This window comes from Yoonia vestfoldensis DSM 16212, from assembly GCF_000382265.1.
Lineage (GTDB): Bacteria > Pseudomonadota > Alphaproteobacteria > Rhodobacterales > Rhodobacteraceae > Yoonia > Yoonia vestfoldensis.
In genome coordinates this window covers 170,365-187,213 of record NZ_KB907976.1, presented here as the reverse complement: position 1 = coordinate 187,213, position 16,849 = coordinate 170,365, and the positions used below count along the sequence as shown (strand labels likewise).

The window sequence follows — 16,849 nt, the reverse complement described above, 5'->3', positions numbered from 1 at the left end:
TGCCGTAATGAAACTGCTGATGTCCCCCGCGTCCCCATTTGTGCGCAAGGTCCGCGTTGTCCTGCGCGAACTTGATCTGCTGGATCAGGTCGAAGAGGTGACAGTGACGACGACACCGCTGGCCTCTGATCCCTCTGTGGTCGCGGCGAACCCGACCGGCAAGATCCCGGCGCTGGTGCGCGACAGCGGCCCCGCGATCTATGACAGCCGGGTCATCACCCGCTTTCTGAACGACCACGGCGACGGATCGCTGTATCCTCAGGCGCGGATCTGGGAGGTTCTGACGCTCGAGGCGACAGCCGATGCCATCATGGAAGCCGCCGTGCTGATGACATACGAGGCGCGGCTGCGGCCCGAGGCGCAGCAATCATCCGACTGGGTCGAGGCGCAATGGGGCAAGGCCAGCCGCACGATCGCCGCCGTCAATGCCCGCTGGATGAGCCATCTGCACGGCCCATTGGATATCGGCCATATCGGGATCGCCTGCGCGCTGTCCTATGTCGATCTGCGGCATCACGCGCGCGGTTGGCGCAACGGCAATGACGCGCTGGCTGCTTGGCACGCGGATTTCATGACGCGGGACAGCATGGCCGCCACCGCCGCCTGACGGTCAGAAATTGAAGCTGACGCCGAGATTCACTGCATTGGTGAAGATGTCGGTTTCGACAGTGCCGCCGGTATCAAGATCGCCAGTGTTGGACGTGAACGTCCCTTTATACTCGCCAAAGACAGACCATTGATCGCTGATCGGATAGCTCGCCCCGGCAATCCAGGTCGCGGCAGGTCCGGTGAATTGGTAGCCGAACGTCTCTGAACCGGAGGCGGTCACTTCGACATGCGGGATGGATACGCCAAGCCCGCCACCGACATAAGGTGTCACATTTCCAAGCATGTTGGGCCAGCGGCGATAGGCATTGACGGTCAGCGTGTTCAACCCATCGGTGAATTCAAGCACGCTAAATGGGCCAGGCAGTTCGCCGTCCTTGGGATAGACCTTGTTATGCGCAAAATCGAGCCCGAAGCCGAATGTGGGCGACTGCCAGCGCGTCGCGCGGATCCCGTAGTATATCGGCGCGCTTGACGAACGGCCTTCCCAGTCGATGGAAAAATCGGAATCCGCAATGACCGAGTCGCCGCGAATCGCAACGTCCGACCCCGGCGCCGACTGCGCACCGCCGTAAAAGCTCAACTCGACCTGCGCCGCAGCGAAGGTCGGGAGAGCCAAAAGGCCGCAGCAAAGTGCAAAAGCGCGCGTCATCGTCGAATCCTCGGTGTCTCAGGCAGGCCGAACACTTAAAGATACACAGCAAGAGTCACAACAAAACATTAAGTGATGACGTGCATCTTGCGCCCCTGTGCTCAGAGGGTCACTAGTGATTGCATATTAATCGAAAAAAAGCGATTTTGCAGCAGAGTGTGCAGTTAATCTGCGCATCACTCTGCAATGATACCGACAAACATGGGGCAATGACCTGCCGGCTCTCTTGCATGGCAAGATGTTTGCGCCAACAAGAACGGGTGCGTCACCCTGCGCCCGAATGTCCGCTGGACGGCTGTGGTGAACGGGGCTAAACAGCGGCGGATTGGACCGATGGCGACATCGGGCTAAGTTACGCACGGGCAGTTCGCCCGCCAATGAACCGGAGATGGACCCAGTGTCACAAGTTGAAGAACATCAGGGAACACGCCGCGACTTCCTTTACTATGCCACCGCCGGTGCCGGCGTTGTCGTGACGGGTGCCGCGGTCTGGCCGCTTGTCAACCAAATGAACCCATCCGCAGACGTGCTCGCGCTTGCTTCGATTCGCGTGGATGTCAGCGCTGTCGACCCCGGCACGCAGCTGACCGTCCTGTGGCAGGGCAAGCCTGTCTTCATCCGCGCGCGCACCGAAGAGGAAATCGCCGATGCGCGGTCTGTCGATGTGGCAGCCCTGCCCGACTCATTGGCCCGCAACGCCAATATCGAGGATGTCGCACCTGCGACCGACGAAAACCGCGCCTTGTCCGAAGACGGCGTGTGGCTTGTCCAGATGGGGATTTGCACGCACCTTGGCTGCGTCCCTCTGGGCGAACAAGGCGATTTCGGCGGCTGGTTCTGCCCTTGCCACGGGTCGCACTATGACCATTCCGGGCGCATCCGCCGCGGGCCCGCACCGCGCAATCTCGATATTCCCGTCGCGTCCTTCGTGGACGAAACAACCATTCAACTCGGTTAAGGAGAGCGATCCATGGCTGGTATCCCCCACGACCATTACGAACCGAAGTCCAACGGTGAAAAATGGCTGCATTCGCGGCTGCCCATCGTCGGGCTGCTTTATGACACTTTGGTGCTGCCGACCCCCCGCAACCTGAACTGGATGTGGATCTGGGGCATCGTGCTGGTCTTCACGCTGGTGATGCAGATCATCACCGGCATCGTGCTTGTGATGCATTACATTCCACATGTGGACATGGCGTTTGCGTCGGTCGAGCACATCATGCGTGACGTGAACGGCGGCCACATGATCCGCTATTTCCACCAGAACGGCGCATCGCTGTTCTTTGTCGCTGTCTATGCGCACATCTTCCGGTCACTTTACTACGGGTCGTACAAAGCCCCCCGTGAAGTGACATGGATCATCGGGATGCTGATGTATCTTTTGATGATGGGCACCGCCTTCATGGGGTATGTGCTGCCATGGGGCCAGATGTCCTTCCACGGCACTGCCGTGATCACCGGCCTGTTCGGCGCGATCCCGTTCATCGGGGAAAGCGTGCAAACATGGCTTCTGGGTGCAACCGCTGTTGGTCAGCCTGCGCTGAACCGCTTCTTCTCGCTTCACTATCTGCTGCCCTTCATCCTGCTGGGCCTGACGATCGTGCACATCTGGGCCTTCCACACGACGGGCAACAACAACCCGACCGGCGTCGAAGTCCGCCGCACGTCGAAAGAAGACGCAGAGAAAGACACACTGCCGTTCTGGCCCTATTTCGTGATCAAGGACCTGTTCGCGCTGGCGATCATCCTGGCCGTGTTTGTGGCGATCGTCGGTTTCATGCCAAACTATCTGGGGCACCCTGACAACTACATCCCTGCGAACCCGCTGGCGACACCCGCGCATATCGTGCCGGAATGGTATTTCCTGCCGTTCTACGCGATCCTGCGGGCCTTTACCGCCGACGTTTGGGTCGTGCAGATCGTCCAGTTCCTGAGCTTTGGGATCATCGACGCCAAGTTCTTTGGTGTTCTGGCGATGTTCGGCGCGATCGTGGTCATGGCGCTTGCACCATGGCTGGACACATCCACGGTCCGTTCCGGTCGCTATCGCCCGATGTTCAAATGGTGGTTCTGGCTGCTGGTGGTCGATTTCTTCGTCCTGATGTGGGTGGGCGCGCGCCCGGCGGAATCGCCTTACGACCTGATTTCGCTGATCGCTTCGACCTACTGGTTCGCCTATTTCCTGGTGATCCTGCCGCTGCTGGGCGTCATTGAAAAGCCGCTGACGCCGCCTGCGACGATCGAAGACGACTATAACGCGCATTACGCGCCGAAAAGCGACAGCGCACCTGTCGCCAACCCGGCCGAGTGAGGAAGACCGATGAATATGATCCGTAAAGTCACGCTCGCCGCCGCGGCAGCGCTTGCCCTGACATCAGGGCAAGCGATCGCAGCGGGCGCAGAGATCGAAGTGACAGATTACGCCTTCCCGTTCGAGGGCCCGTTCGGCCAGTTCGACCAGATGCAATTGCAACGCGGCCTTCAGGTCTACACCGAGATATGCGCCGCGTGCCATGGCTTGCAGTATCTGTCGTTCCGCAACCTGTCGGATGAAGGCGGGCCTAGTCTGCCAGAAGACCAGATGCGCGCCTATGCCGAATTCTACGAGGTGTTCGATCAGGCCCTGTTCGATGGCGAAGGCGATTTCCGCCCCGCCACACCGGCAGACAAGTTCCCGATGTCGAACCTGTCGAACGCACCGGACCTGACGTTGATGGCAAAAGCGCGTGCAGGTTTTTCCGGCCCGTATGGCACCGGCATCGCGCAATTGCTTCAGGGCATGGGTGGTGCCGAATACATCGCGTCACTGATGACGGGTTACGTCGACGAACCCGAATGCGCGCTCGAAAGCGACCCGATGGACGGGTACTACAACGTCGCTTTTGCGGCCGGTGGTTTCCCTGAAAGCTGCAAAGGTGAACACGGCGAACATCTCGTCCCGGGAAGCTGGATCGCGATGGCACCCCCGCTGTATGGCGATGACGTGGACTTTGCCGATGGCAGCTCGACCGAGTTGGAAGCCGTGGCAATGGATGTTGCATCATTCCTGATGTGGACCGCCGAACCCAAGATGATGGCGCGCAAGCAGGCTGGTCTGACGGGCGTTCTGTTCCTGACGGTGCTGTCAGTCCTGTTGTACCTCACCAACAAACGCCTCTGGGCACCCTACAAAAACAAAAAAGCCTAAGGCCTGCACTGGCTGCAAGCGACAAAAGGCCCGCCAATCTGGCGGGCCTTTTTCGTTAACCCAGATAGGCTATGAGCGCAGGTGACGGGTTATCAAAGAAAGTCTGTGTTGCGACAGGCGGCGTGACCCGCCCATCGCCAACGAACACCGCCTGATCGGCGATGCGTTTGGCATCAGCGGGATCATGCGTGACCATCAGGATGGTGCGCCCTGCCGCGCCAAGCTTGGTTTTCACCAGGTCCAGCATTTCGTCCTTCAATCCGGGCCCAAGGGCGGCAAAGGGTTCATCCAACAGCACGACAGGCCGATCCGCCAGCAGCACCCGCCCCAGCGCGGCTCGGCTTTGCTGGCCACCTGACAAGGCGGCGGGCTTGCGGTCAGCAAGCCCCGCCAGACCGACCGATTCGAGCACCTGACCAACGGCCGCCCTTTCGTGGCGCGAAAGGCGCAGAGAGGGACGCAGCGCCAGACCGATGTTCTGGGAAATGGTCAAATGCGGAAACAGGTTGTTGTCCTGAAAGATCGCACTGACCGGCCGCTGGCCCGGTGGCAACGGGGCCAGGTCCCTGCCTTGCCACAAAACGCGCCCGGCATCAGGCGACAGGAACCCGGCCAGCGCGGCCAGCAAGGTGGATTTGCCCGCCCCCGATGGCCCGATCAGCGCCATGATCATGCCTGCGCCGAATGCAATATCGGCAGTCAGGCGAAAATCATCCTGTTCGATCACCAGATTGTCACAGATCAGCATCGCCGCGCCCCCTTTGATCGCAGATCCAGAACGCGGCGAAGCTGAGCACCAGCAGGACCAGCGCAGCACCCGCCGCTGCCTCCATCCGGTAAGCACCCATCAGGCGATACATGGCCAGTGGCAAAGTCTGCTGGGCCTCGCCCGCAAACAAGGTGATCACGCCAAGGTCGCCCATCGACAAGGCAGCCGCAAGCCCCGCACCGAACCCCAAAGGGCGGCGTATGCGCGGCAGCACAACGATGCGGACCCAAGCCCAGCGCGACAGACCAAGGCTGGCCCCGAGGCGCCCGAAATTGCGGTCGATCCCATCTACCGCCTGCCCAATCGCGCGCAGAGCGAACGGCAAGGCAAGCGTCGCGTTCACCAGTATGGTGATCGGCAGGGCGAGATGTGCGGGATTGATGAACTGATAGACCAGCAGAAACGCCCCCGTCCCCACGACCAGCCCCGACGCCGCCAAAGGGATCACCCCGACGATGGCAGTCAGTGTCCCGCCGCGCAAGGCAAGCGCCAGCGCCATGCAGACGCACAGCACCGCCGAGGCAGCAGAGACAATCACCGACCGGACCGCCGCCGCCCAGACATCGGCAGGCAGCAGCATCAGGCCCGGCACGCCGCGCCACACGACCATGGCAAGCGGGGTGAATAGAAACGCCGCGACCAATGCGATCATCAGGTAATCCGCCACCGGCCAGCGCAGGTCCCAGCGCTGCACGACACGGTCCAGCCCCACGCCCATTGTATCGACCAAGGACAACCGCCAGACGATGGCCGCCGCCAGAACGCACAGCCCGAATTGCACGCAAGCCAGCAAGGATGCGCGCCCCAGATCGAAATCGAACCGTAGCGCCTGATAGATCGCAAGCTCGACCGTCGTGGCGCGCGGCCCGCCACCCAGCGTCAATGCCACTGCGAAACTGGTCAGGCAGATCAGGAAGATGACAAGGAAAACCCCCGGCACCACGCTGCGCAGCATCGGCCATTCCAGCAACCGCCCTACCGGCGCGTTCAGCGATGCGGCCAGACGGAACCGTTCCGCCGGGATCGCCAGCCAGCCTTGCAGGATCAGCCGGATCGCGAGTGGCAGGTTGAAAAACACATGCGCCAGCACGACGCCATGAAAGCCGAAAATCGTGATCGTTGGCAGGCCCAGCCAAGCCAAGCCACTGTTCACCATGCCCCCGCGGCCGAACACGGCGAGCAGCCCGATGACAGCGACGACCACCGGCAACAGAAACGGCGCGCCCATCAGCGTGATCAAGGCCGACCGCCCCCGAAACCGCCGCCGCGCAAGGGCGCGCGCGACGGGAATAGCCAGCAGCACGCTCAGCCCTGCGGACACCAGCGCTTGGGTGATGGTGAACCGGATTGCCGCCCAATCAGCAGGCGACAGTCCGCGCTGCCATTCGGCACGCCAACCGACAGCGGCCAGCGTGCCAATGGTCAGCACCAGCACCAGCGCCGCAGCAGCGGCACCGGGCCAGCGTGGTGCTATTGCGACAGCGCGTTGCGCCATTCATCCAGTGCCACATCACGAATGGCTGCGGCATCCTCTGGGGACAGCAGCAGGGCTGTTTCAGGGACGATCAGCGTCTCGAACCCGGCGGGCAGGCCACCCTCGGGCACCACGGCGGGATACATCCAGTTGGTTGTCGGGATGACGGACTGAAACGCATCGGACACCATGAAGGCCAGAAACTGGTCCGCGAGTTCCGGCTGGTCGGTGCCAGCGACCTTGGCTGCGACTTCGACCTGCATGTAATGCCCTTCTTCAAAGGCCCATGCGACCTTGCTGTCATCCTCTTCCGCGATCAGGTGATAGGCGGGCGAGGTGGTGTAGGACAGGACAGCGTCGGCTTCGCCTTCAAGGAACAGCCCATAAGCCTCGGACCAACCGGGGGTGACGGTGACGATATTGTCCGCAAGATCGGCCCACAGATCGGCCGCAGTGTCAGGATAGGCCGTCTTGACCCACATCAGCAGGCCAAGGCCGGGGGTGGATGACCGCGGGTCCTGAATGACGATCCGGATGTCGCTGTCGGCCAAGGCGCGCAGGGATGTCGGTGCTTCGGCACCTTCATTGCCAACAAAAGCGAAATAGCCCCAGTCGAACGGCAGAAAATCGGGATCGTCCCATGTGATCGGCAGGTCAAGCGCGACATCAACGCCGTGCGGCGCGAAGAGGTCCGTTTCGCGCGCGGCGGCGATCAGGTTGGTATCGAGGCCAAGCACGATATCAGCCTCGGTCCGGGGCCCTTCCAACTGCAAACGCGCGAGCAGGGCAGCCCCGTCGCCCGTGCCGATGAATTGCAGATCGCAGCCGCAGGTTTCCTCGAACGCCGCTTCAATCGCGGGGCCGGGGCCCCATTCGCTGACGAAACTGTCGTAGGTCATCACTTGCAGCACGGGGGTTTGCGCGACTGTGCCGCTGGCACAAAGCGCAAATCCCGCGACAAGTGGCAGATAAATGGAATGTTGCATTCTATCCTCCAAATGCACGGGCGGATTGGGGGATAGCGGGATTGCCATACCTTCCCTCCGCCGGTCCTAACCGGTTCAGGTTCAACGGGTCTGCAAACGCATCTCAGCCAGTGAAGGCACCCCGAGGTGGGGCGGAAGCTAGGGTGGAACGCGGGCAGGTGCAAGGGAAACCTCTTGAGCCTGTTCCGTCCGCCCGCTAGACCGTTCCCAAACAGGGGTTTGCCATGTCCATCAACAGTTTCGGTCATTTGTTCCGGTTCACCACTTGGGGCGAAAGCCACGGGCCTGCCTTGGGTGCCACGGTCGATGGCTGCCCGCCGGGTGTGCCGCTGGAGCCTGCGATGATCCAGCAATGGCTCGACAAACGCCGCCCCGGTCTGAACAAGAACACGACCCAGCGGAATGAACCCGATGCGGTCGAAATCCTGTCCGGCGTCTATGAGGGGCGCACGGCCGGCACGCCGATTCAGCTGATGATCCGCAACACCGACCAGCGGTCCAAGGATTACGGCGATATCCTCAACACGTTCCGCCCCGGTCATGCCGATATCACCTATCACCAGAAATACGGGTTGCGTGATCCGCGCGGCGGCGGGCGATCCTCGGCGCGTGAAACCGCGTCGCGTGTGGCGGCGGGCGGTGTGGCGCGCGAGGCGATCAAGCTGATTGCGCCGAATATGCAGATCAAAGGCTACATGACCCAGATGGGCACCAAGCAGATCGACCGCACGCGGATGGATTGGGATGAAATCGACCGCAATGATTTTTTCTGCCCCGATGCGCAGGCCGCTGCCGAATGGAACGAGTATCTGACATGGCTGCGCAAGGACGATCATAATTCCGTCGGCGCAATCATCGAGGTCGTGGCGCGCGGTGTGCCGGCAGGTATCGGTGCGCCCGTTTATGCCAAGTTAGACACTGATCTGGCCGCTGCGATGATGTCGATCAACGCCGTCAAAGGTGTCGAAATCGGCGAAGGCATGGCCGCCGCCGCACTGACAGGCCGCGATAACGCGGACGAGATTTTCATGGGGCCAAACGGGCCGGAATATTCATCCAACCATGCTGGCGGCATCCTTGGCGGGATCAGCACAGGGCAGGACATCGTCGTGCGGTTCGCCGTGAAACCGACATCCTCGATCCTGTCACCGCGCAAGTCGATCATGATGGATGGCTCGCCCACGGAAGTCATCACCAAAGGCCGCCACGACCCCTGCGTCGGGATCCGCGCCGTGCCGGTGGGCGAGGCGATGATGGCCTGCGTGATCCTTGACCACCTGCTGCTGGACCGCGGTCAGACGGGCGGCGTGCGCGGTGTGATCGGCGCGGGCTGACGCGACAGTTGTACGGCCAGAATGCCCAGCGCGATGATGATCACGCCGACCACGTCGAGCGGGCCTATCTGTTCGTCCAGCAGCACAGCCGCCACGGCGACCCCCAGAAACGGGTTCAGAAAGTGGAATGTCGACGCTTTGACCGCGCCGATCCGGCCCACCAGCAGGAACCAAACCAGCGTCGCCGCCAGCCCCGGCACCAGCACCGTGTAGATAAAGGCAACGATCAGCTGCCAGTTCCATGTGACGACCCAGTCTTCCAGCGTCAGCGCAGGTATCCAGAGCAGCGCCGACCCGACCAGCATCTGCAGACCCACGATCATCAGCACATTGCCGCCAGAGGATGCGCCCAGCACCGCCAGCGTGGCGATGGTCAGTGAAATCACCCCGATCACGCAAAGGATCAGGCCAAAGATATCGACGCCGCCTTGAATCCGCGCGCCCATGATCAGCACGACGCCGACGACACCCGCCGACAGCCCTGCAATCCCCAAGGGGCGCACACGCGTGCCGAACACCACCCAGCCGACAAGCGCGACCAGCAGCGGCATGGTCGAGGCAATGATCGCGGCAAGCGACGCGGGGATCGTTTGCATCGCGACAAAGTTCAGACCGAGGTAAAGCGCGTTCTGGCACATGCCAAAGACCAGCACCCCGGTCCATTGCCGCCGTGTCAGCCGCGCGGACTGGCCCAGCAACCACGCGATGCCCACGCCGATCAGGCCGGAAATCAGGAACCGCAGCGCCAGTGCCGACAGGGGCGGCGCATATTCCACGATCACCCGCGCCGAGGTAAAGGCCGAGGACCACATGAACGCGAAGGCAAGACCCATCAGGACCGCTTTGATATCCATGTCACCTCACGCAAAAAGGGCCGCCTGTTGGGGCGACCCTTTCCTGATTTCGCATCCGGCACAAGGCCCGATGGCTTAGCCGTTGACGCTGTCTTTCAGCGCCTTGGCGATCGTGACTTTGACGACCTTGTCGGCCTCTTTCTTGATCTGCTCGCCCGTGGCGGGGTTGCGCACCATCCGCTCTGGACGCTCGCGGCAATAGATCTTGCCGACGCCGGGCAGTGTGACAGCACCGCCGCCAGCCACTTCGGATGTGATGATGCCTGTCACGGCATCCAGCGCTGCACCGGCAGCTTTTTTGTCCATGCCTGTCTGATCGGCAATTGCAGCAACCAGCTGCGCTTTGGTCATCGGTTTCGTCGCCATGTTACTGGTCTCCCTCATTTGCCCCATCTGTAGGGCCTATTACCCGCCCATATAACGGTATGTTGTGGTACACCACAACGAATAGCGGCTCCTGACAAGGCAAAAACGCAATTATCCGCCTTTTTTATAGGGTCAGAGGAAGGCTGTCTCCTCGAAACTGCGCAATTTGCGGCTATGGATGCGTTCCAGCGGCATTTCGCGCAGCAGTTCCATGGCCCGGATGCCGATCATCAGATGCGCTGCAACCTGTGTTTTATAGAACTCTGACGCCATGCCGGGCAGTTTCAACTCGCCATGCAGCGGCTTGTCGGACACGCACAGCAGGGTGCCATAGGGCACGCGGAACCGGAAACCGTTGGCGGCGATGGTGGCACTTTCCATGTCCAGCGCAATCGCGCGGGATTGCGACAAGCGTTGCACCGGCCCTGCCTGTTCGCGCAGTTCCCAGTTGCGGTTGTCGATGGTCGCCACTGTGCCGGTGCGCATGATGCGCTTCAGCTCGTACCCTTCGAGCTGCGTCACATCGGCCACGGCGGTTTGCAGCGCGATCTGGATTTCCGCCAGCGCGGGGATCGGGACCCAGACCGGCAGGTCATCGTCCAGCACGTGATCTTCGCGTAAGTAAGCATGCGCCAGCACGAAATCGCCCAAGCGTTGCGAATTGCGCAGGCCCGCGCAATGGCCGACCATCAGCCAGGCATGCGGGCGCAGCACGGCGATATGGTCGGTCGCGGTTTTCGCATTTGACGGGCCGACGCCGATATTGACCAGCGTGATCCCCGCACCGTTCGCCCGTTTCAGATGATAGGTCGGCATCTGCGGCAGTTTCGCGGGCACCGGCAGCGGCGCGTCATGGGCCGTAATCTCGACATTGCCGGTGCTGACGAAACTGGTGTAGCCGCTGGCAGGATCTGCCAGCATCTTGCGGGCGAAAGCCTCGAATTCTTCGACATAGAACTGGTAGTTGGTGAACAGTACGTGGTTCTGGAAATGCTCGGGGGCGGTCGCGGTGTAATGCGCCAGCCGCGCCAGCGAATAGTCGATCCGCTGCGCTGTAAACGGCGCCAACGGGCGCGCGCCGTCGGGATAGGTGAAACCTGCCCCGTTGACGATGGCATCATGCGTCGTGCTCAGGTCCGGCACGTCGAAATTGTCGCGCAGGTTGAATTCCATCGACCCGTCCTGCGGCACCGTCACACCGGCATCGTTCGCCACCGCAAAATGCACCGGGATCACGGTGTCGGACGTGCCGATCACCACAGGCACACCGTGGCTTTTCAGCAAAAGGTCGATCTGCTGTTCCAGATAGCTTTGGAACAGGTCAGGCCGCGTGACGGTCGTGGCATAGGTGCCCGGTTCCGCGACATGGCCAAACGACAAGCGGCTGTCCATCTTGGCATGGGTCGTCGTCGTCAGCCGGATTTCGGGATAAAACGCACGGAAACGCCCGTCGGGCTGACCATCGCGCAGGGCGGCGACGAAATTTTCGGACAGGAACCGCACAGAGGCGGCATAGAGTTCGTGCAGGCGCGCAACCGCCTTTTTCGGATCGGTAAAGGCCTTGGCTTGCGGCAGGTCAGGTGTCCGGATGACAACCTTGTGGGGAGCGTTCATGTATTTTCCTCGAACAGATCGGTAATTTCAAACTTTGTCACATCGACCAAGCCCAGATCAGAGATCCGCAACGCCGGTATGACAACAAGCGCCAGCAGCGAATGCTGCATATAGGCGTTGTTCAATGTACAACCGCAGGCGGCCATCGCGGCGACCATGGCATCGGCTTTGGCGGCGACCTCGGCCGCCGGACTGTCGGACATCAGGCCCGCGATGGGCAATTCGACCAGCGCCAGTTCGGCATCGTCTTTCCAGACGGTCACGCCACCGCCGACCTGCCCCAGCCGGTTCGCGGCCTTGGCCATCAGCGCGCGGTCGGTGCCGACGACGATCATGTGGTGGCTGTCATGCGCCACGGTCGACGCGATTGCCATCCGCCCCGAATAGCCGAAACCGGAAACAAAGCCGTTCACCACCTTGCCCGTCGCGCGGTGCCGTTCGACAAGCGCGATCTGGTAGGTATCGCCTTGCCCGCAGGCGACGCCATCGACGACGGGCAGTTCCGCCGTCAGCGCCTCGGTCGGGGCCTGATTTTCGACGACGCCGATCACTTTGGCGACGACGCTGTTGGCACCTTTGGGCGCATGAACGGCGAAATCGGCGTGATCCAGCACCTTGCCCATCCGCACCGTCTGGCGCGCATCGGCAGGCCAGTCGTAATGCGGGCAATCCACGGTGATCTTGCCATTCATCGCCACAGTCTTGCCGCGTGCGATCACGTGTTCGATCGGCAACGTGACAAGGTCAGAGGTCAGGATCACATCGGCGCGGCGTCCGGGGGTGATCGACCCAAGCTCGCGTTCCAGCCCGAAATGGGTGGCGGTGTTGATCGTCGCCATCTGTAAGGCGATCAGCGGATCGCAGCCACAGGCGATGGCATGGCGGACAACGCGGTTCATATGGCCATCGTTGACCAAGGTGCCGGAATGGCAATCATCGGTGCACAGGATGAAATTGCGCGGGTCCAACCCCTTTTGCGTCACGGCGGTGATCTGGCTTTCGACGTCATACCACGCCGACCCCAAACGCATCATCGACCGCATGCCGTTGCGGGTGCGGGCAAGCGCGTCAGCCTCTGCCGTGCCTTCGTGGTCGTCTGCGGCGCCGCCCGCGACATAGGCGCTGAAGGCCACACCTTTGTCAGGGCTGGCATAATGGCCGCCCACGGTCTTACCTGCGCGCATGGTGGCGGCCATTTCGGCCAGCATCTGCGGATCGCCGTTCACGACGCCGGGAAAGTTCATCATCTCGCCCAGACCGATGATGCCGGGCCATGCCATCGCCTCGGCCACGTCATCGGCGCTGATCTCGAATCCTGTGGTTTCCAGACCGGGGGCGGACGGCGCGCAGGACGGCATCTGCGTAAAGATGTTGACGGGCTGCATCAGGGCCTCGTCATGCATCATCCGCACGCCGCGCAGACCAAGGACATTGGCAATCTCGTGCGGGTCGGTGAACATCGTCGTCGTGCCATGCGGGATCACCGCAGCGGCGAATTCAGCGGGGGTCAGCATCCCGCTTTCGATATGCATATGCCCATCGCAGAGGCCGGGGATCAGGTAGCGGCCAGCCGCTTCGATGATCTCGGTTTCGGGACCGATGCAATGGCTGGCGTCAGGGCCGATATAGGCGAAACGCCCTGCGGCGATGGCAACCTGCCAGTCCAGGACCTCGCGCGTCTGGACATTGACCAGCTTGCCGCCACGAATGACGCAATCCGCAGGCATGCGCCCCGCCGCGACTGCCACCAATTGCGGAGTAACCTCCGCCCAAGATTTGATGTGATTTTCCATCCCCAAAATTGACACCGATTCCGGCGGTGTTCAAGGGGGTCAGATCGTGCTGAGGTCCAGAGGCTTTTCGTTGGGGTTCAGTCGCGCCATCGCGATGGCGAGCGCTGTCGCGATCGTCACCCAGACAAGATAGGGCACAAATGCAACCCCTGCCCAGAAGTCCAGTTGGAAATGCGTGATCGTGCAGCCCAGTACGGACAGCCACAGGGCCGCGATGATCGGAATTGATCCTTTCAAGCGGCGCAGGCCAAAAAATACCGGCGTCCAAAGTGCATTGAACGCGATCTGGATGGCCCAGAACGCCATTGCATAGCCGTTACCGTCAATCACCGCGACACGTGCCCCGGCGAAAGAGATCAGCAGATAGATCGATGTCCAGGCAACCGGAAACAGCCAGTTCGGTGGCACCCATGTCGGCTTGTTCAGGCTCTTGTACCACGCGCCGGTCGGGAACAGGGCACCCGTCGATCCAGCCGCAAAGGTGGCAGCCAGAAACAGCAGGAACAGCAGATAATCCATCAAGGGCCCTTTCGCGGTTATCCCGCGCAACTAAGCGCGATGGCCGGTGTTTCCAACCCCTCCCTCGCGGGTGCGCAATTCGGCAAGAATATCGAGCACGGCGAGCGACCGGCTTTGGCTGGGTTTGTTGCGGCTGGCGGCATCGACCAGAAAGGCGACCTCTGGCAGTGGTTTGGCATAAACGATGGGGGATCTCGGCGTCAGGCCGGACCATGCGGTGCGCATGGCGGATTGTCCGACCCAGCCCAGTTTCTGCGTGACCGACGTATGCGCGCGCATTGTGATGCTGTCATAGCCATTCTGCCGGACCTGTTTGCCGATGCCCGCATAGATCAACCGCGCAGCCCATATCCCCGTCCGCGCCTTGAGAGGCAGGACGTTGATGCCGGATTCAGACCGCAGATAGAGCCTGTCAGCCTCGGCCAGCAGGCGCTTGACCATGCTGCGCACGGCGTCGCTGGGCAGTGGGTCGCGGACAAAGTTCAAGGGGTCGATGCCTGCCTCTGCCAGCCAATCAAGCGGCAGATAAATCCGGCCCATGCGGGCATCTTCGCCAACATCGCGCGCGATATTGGTCAGCTGCATCGCAACACCCAGATCGCAGGCGCGCGCCAGCGCATCGGGGTCGCGCACGCGCATCAGCACGCACATCATCGCACCGACTGTACTGGCGACACGTGCGGAATAATCGCGCACACCGGACAACGTGGTATAGCGATATTCGGCTGCGTCCCATGCCAGCCCTTCCAGCAGCGCCTCTGGCAAGGCGCGTGGCATGTCGAATTCCTCGATGATTGCGGCAAAGGCGCGGTCTTCGGGCGCGTTGCGGGGACGGCCTGCATAGGCAAGGTCCAGCCGTTCCTGCAGGCGCAGCACGGCGCCCGCCTGATGCGTGCCTTCGTCCACCTCGTCATCGGCCAGACGACAAAAGGCGTAAAGTGCCAGCGCCGGATCGCGGATAGAGGCGGGCAGCAATTTCGATGCAGCGTGGAAAGACAGTGATCCGTGGCGGATCATGTCATGACAATGCGCGAGATCGTCCGGCCGGATCATTCTGCCGCCACCTTCAATGCGACGCGCGGGGCGGCGTCAGGAACCAGTTTCGCAAGCACTTCGGCGCTGGAAATCACGCCCGGCACGCCTGCGCCGGGATGGGTGCCCGCACCCACCAGAAACAGGCCCTTGGCCTCTTCGCTGATGTTGTGGGGGCGGAAATAGGCGGATTGAAGGATGCGCGGTTCAATGGAAAACCCCGATCCGTTGGGCGACAGATACCGGTCGCGGAAATCCTCGGGCGTCAGGATCATTTCGGTGCTGATGCGTTCGGCGAAACCCGGGATGGTCTTTTCCACCTCGGCCATGACCTTGGCCTTGTAGATATCACGCTCTTTCTGCCAATCGACGGCATGGTCGAACCCAAGGTGCGGCACGGGTGAGAGGACATAGAAGGTATCGTCCCCCTTGGGAGCCACGCTGGGGTCGGTGACACCGGGGCGATGGATATAAAGGCTCATGTCGTCGGACAGTTTGCCCTTGATGAAAATGTCGCGCAGCAGGCCTTCGTAGCGGGGGGCGTTGGTGATCGTGTGATGGCCCACGTCGGGCCACATCTGCGCGGTGCCTTTCGTGCCGAAATACCACACGAACAGGCCCATGGACCAGCGACGCGACTTCAGCTTGGCATCGGTCCAGCGCTTGCGGGGATGGTTGCGCAGCAATCGTTGATAGGTATGGCCTGCATCGGCGTTGCTGACGACCAGAGGGGCATGGATGACAGTGCCATCGGTCAGGCTGACGCCTTTGGCGGCCCCGTTTTCGATCAGCACCTCATCGACTTCGACATTCTGCCGGACGGTGCCACCTTGGCCATGGATCACCTTGACCATCGCGTTCGCAATCGCCTGCACGCCGCCCATCGCGTAATGCACGCCATAGGTCTTTTCCAAGTAAGCCACGAGCGAATAGATCGACGTCACCTTGCGCGGATCACCCCCGATGAACAGGGGATGGAACGACAGCGCCATGCGCAGGCGGGCATCCTTGACCCGCGCCTTGGCCAAGCCAAGGATCGAACGGTCCGCGCGCAGACGCGCGAATTCGGGCAGCACCTTGACCGTGTCCATGATGCGGTTCATCGGCTTGGCGACCATGCCTTCGAAACCGACCTTGTAGCAGGCTTCGCTGTCTTTCAGGAAACGTTTGTAGCCAGCCAGATCACCGGGGCTAAGGCGGGCGACCTCTGCCAGCATCGCATCGGTGTCCTGCCGTGCGGTGAATTTCGATCCGTCCGGCCAGCGCACCTCATAGAAGGGGTCCATCGGGCGCAGGCTGATATCCTTGTGGAAATCACGCCCACAGGCGCGCCAAAGGTTTTCATAGACCTGCGGCACCGTGATGATCGTCGGCCCCAGATCGAACCGATGCCCGTCTTGGGTAATCGACGACCCGCGTCCGCCGGGGCTGTCGAGCCGGTCCAGAACGGTGACGGCATAGCCTTTTGCGCCCAGTCGCATCGCAGCGGCCAGGCCGCCAAGCCCAGCGCCGATGACAATGGCCGCGTTTGAATCGGGGTGATCATTTGTAAACATGACGCCACCCTAAATGTGTAAACGAAAGTTGACAAATAGTATTCGCACTCCCTTTTCAAAAGATGGTTGCTATGTCAGACTAAGTTTACACTGCCGCAGGTAAACCT

Annotated in this window: 16 protein-coding genes and 1 riboswitch; of the genes, 5 read left to right on the top strand and 11 right to left on the bottom strand. The window is 61.6% G+C overall.

The genetic code is table 11. The annotated features are described in order from the left end of the window. Positions 1-7 precede the first annotated feature (7 nt). Positions 8-607 (top strand): glutathione S-transferase, encoded by a 600-nt coding sequence (locus tag H147_RS0105565; protein ID WP_019954365.1) that lies wholly within the window; start codon positions 8-10, stop codon positions 605-607. Positions 608-610: 3 nt separating this feature from the next. Here H147_RS0105565 and H147_RS0105560 read toward each other — a convergent pair whose 3' ends face one another. Further along, positions 611-1,258, bottom strand: coding sequence for an outer membrane protein (locus H147_RS0105560; protein WP_019954364.1), 648 nt, complete (start codon positions 1,256-1,258; stop codon positions 611-613). Positions 1,259-1,655: 397 nt separating this feature from the next. On the opposite strand from H147_RS0105560, the gene petA reads away from it, so the two are divergent. From petA to H147_RS0105545, 3 genes are read left to right on the top strand one after another with little or no spacing between them, the layout of a single operon-like run. Continuing rightward, positions 1,656-2,216: a ubiquinol-cytochrome c reductase iron-sulfur subunit gene (gene petA / locus H147_RS0105555; protein ID WP_026352276.1), complete on the top strand. Its 561-nt coding sequence runs from the start codon at positions 1,656-1,658 to the stop codon at positions 2,214-2,216. Positions 2,217-2,228: 12 nt separating this feature from the next. Continuing rightward, entirely contained in the window at positions 2,229-3,569 is a 1,341-nt protein-coding gene (locus H147_RS0105550; protein WP_019954362.1) for a cytochrome b, read from the top strand. 9 nt (positions 3,570-3,578) lie between these two features. Then, entirely contained in the window at positions 3,579-4,445 is an 867-nt protein-coding gene (locus tag H147_RS0105545; protein WP_019954361.1) for a cytochrome c1, read from the top strand. A 55-nt stretch (positions 4,446-4,500) separates the two neighbouring features. Here the strand turns inward: H147_RS0105545 and H147_RS0105540 are convergent, their stop codons facing one another. Genes H147_RS0105540 through thiB form a run of 3 tightly spaced genes read right to left on the bottom strand, consistent with a single transcriptional unit; the run spans position 4,501 to position 7,674 of the window. Next, a complete protein-coding gene (locus H147_RS0105540; protein WP_026352288.1) occupies positions 4,501-5,193 on the bottom strand; it encodes a thiamine ABC transporter ATP-binding protein in 693 nt (230 codons plus the stop codon). Next, positions 5,180-6,709 (bottom strand): ABC transporter permease family protein, encoded by a 1,530-nt coding sequence (locus tag H147_RS0105535; RefSeq protein ID WP_019954359.1) that lies wholly within the window; start codon positions 6,707-6,709, stop codon positions 5,180-5,182. Before H147_RS0105535 ends, H147_RS0105540 begins: the two co-directional genes overlap by 14 nt. Next, positions 6,685-7,674, bottom strand: a complete 990-nt coding sequence (thiB, locus tag H147_RS0105530) for a thiamine ABC transporter substrate binding subunit (RefSeq protein ID WP_019954358.1) — start codon at positions 7,672-7,674, stop codon at positions 6,685-6,687. The genes H147_RS0105535 and thiB overlap by 25 nt, the downstream gene beginning before the upstream one ends. Before the next feature lie 35 nt (positions 7,675-7,709). Then, a riboswitch (TPP riboswitch) is annotated at positions 7,710-7,808 on the bottom strand. Positions 7,809-7,898: 90 nt separating this feature from the next. Between thiB and aroC the strand changes: the two genes are divergently transcribed. After that, complete coding sequence (gene aroC, locus H147_RS0105525) at positions 7,899-9,008, top strand: chorismate synthase (protein ID WP_019954357.1); 1,110 nt, start codon at positions 7,899-7,901, stop codon at positions 9,006-9,008. Here aroC and H147_RS0105520 read toward each other — a convergent pair. The 7 genes from H147_RS0105520 to H147_RS0105490 all read right to left on the bottom strand — a co-directional run bounded on the left by H147_RS0105520 (position 8,969) and on the right by H147_RS0105490 (position 16,742). Beyond that, the gene (locus H147_RS0105520) at positions 8,969-9,862 is read right to left on the bottom strand and encodes a DMT family transporter (RefSeq protein WP_019954356.1); all 894 of its coding nucleotides are present in this window, start codon (positions 9,860-9,862) and stop codon (positions 8,969-8,971) included. The genes aroC and H147_RS0105520 overlap by 40 nt on opposite strands. Before the next feature lie 75 nt (positions 9,863-9,937). Further along, positions 9,938-10,228, bottom strand: a complete 291-nt coding sequence (locus H147_RS0105515; protein WP_007206370.1) for an HU family DNA-binding protein — start codon at positions 10,226-10,228, stop codon at positions 9,938-9,940. 132 nt (positions 10,229-10,360) lie between these two features. Further along, the gene (locus tag H147_RS0105510) at positions 10,361-11,842 is read right to left on the bottom strand and encodes an AMP nucleosidase (protein ID WP_019954355.1); all 1,482 of its coding nucleotides are present in this window, start codon (positions 11,840-11,842) and stop codon (positions 10,361-10,363) included. Then, positions 11,839-13,635 carry an adenine deaminase gene (locus H147_RS0105505; protein WP_019954354.1) on the bottom strand — a complete coding sequence of 599 codons (1,797 nt, stop codon included), beginning with the start codon at positions 13,633-13,635 and terminating at the stop codon, positions 11,839-11,841. The genes H147_RS0105510 and H147_RS0105505 overlap by 4 nt, the downstream gene beginning before the upstream one ends. A 39-nt stretch (positions 13,636-13,674) precedes the next feature. Beyond that, positions 13,675-14,154, bottom strand: a complete 480-nt coding sequence (gene tspO, locus H147_RS0105500) for a tryptophan-rich sensory protein TspO (protein WP_019954353.1) — start codon at positions 14,152-14,154, stop codon at positions 13,675-13,677. A 30-nt stretch (positions 14,155-14,184) separates the two neighbouring features. Next, on the bottom strand, positions 14,185-15,207 hold the full coding sequence (gene crtB / locus H147_RS0105495; protein ID WP_019954352.1) for a 15-cis-phytoene synthase: 1,023 nt from the start codon (positions 15,205-15,207) through the stop codon (positions 14,185-14,187). Continuing rightward, a complete protein-coding gene (locus tag H147_RS0105490) occupies positions 15,204-16,742 on the bottom strand; it encodes a phytoene desaturase (protein WP_019954351.1) in 1,539 nt (512 codons plus the stop codon). Before H147_RS0105490 ends, crtB begins: the two co-directional genes overlap by 4 nt. Positions 16,743-16,849: the final 107 nt, after the last annotated feature.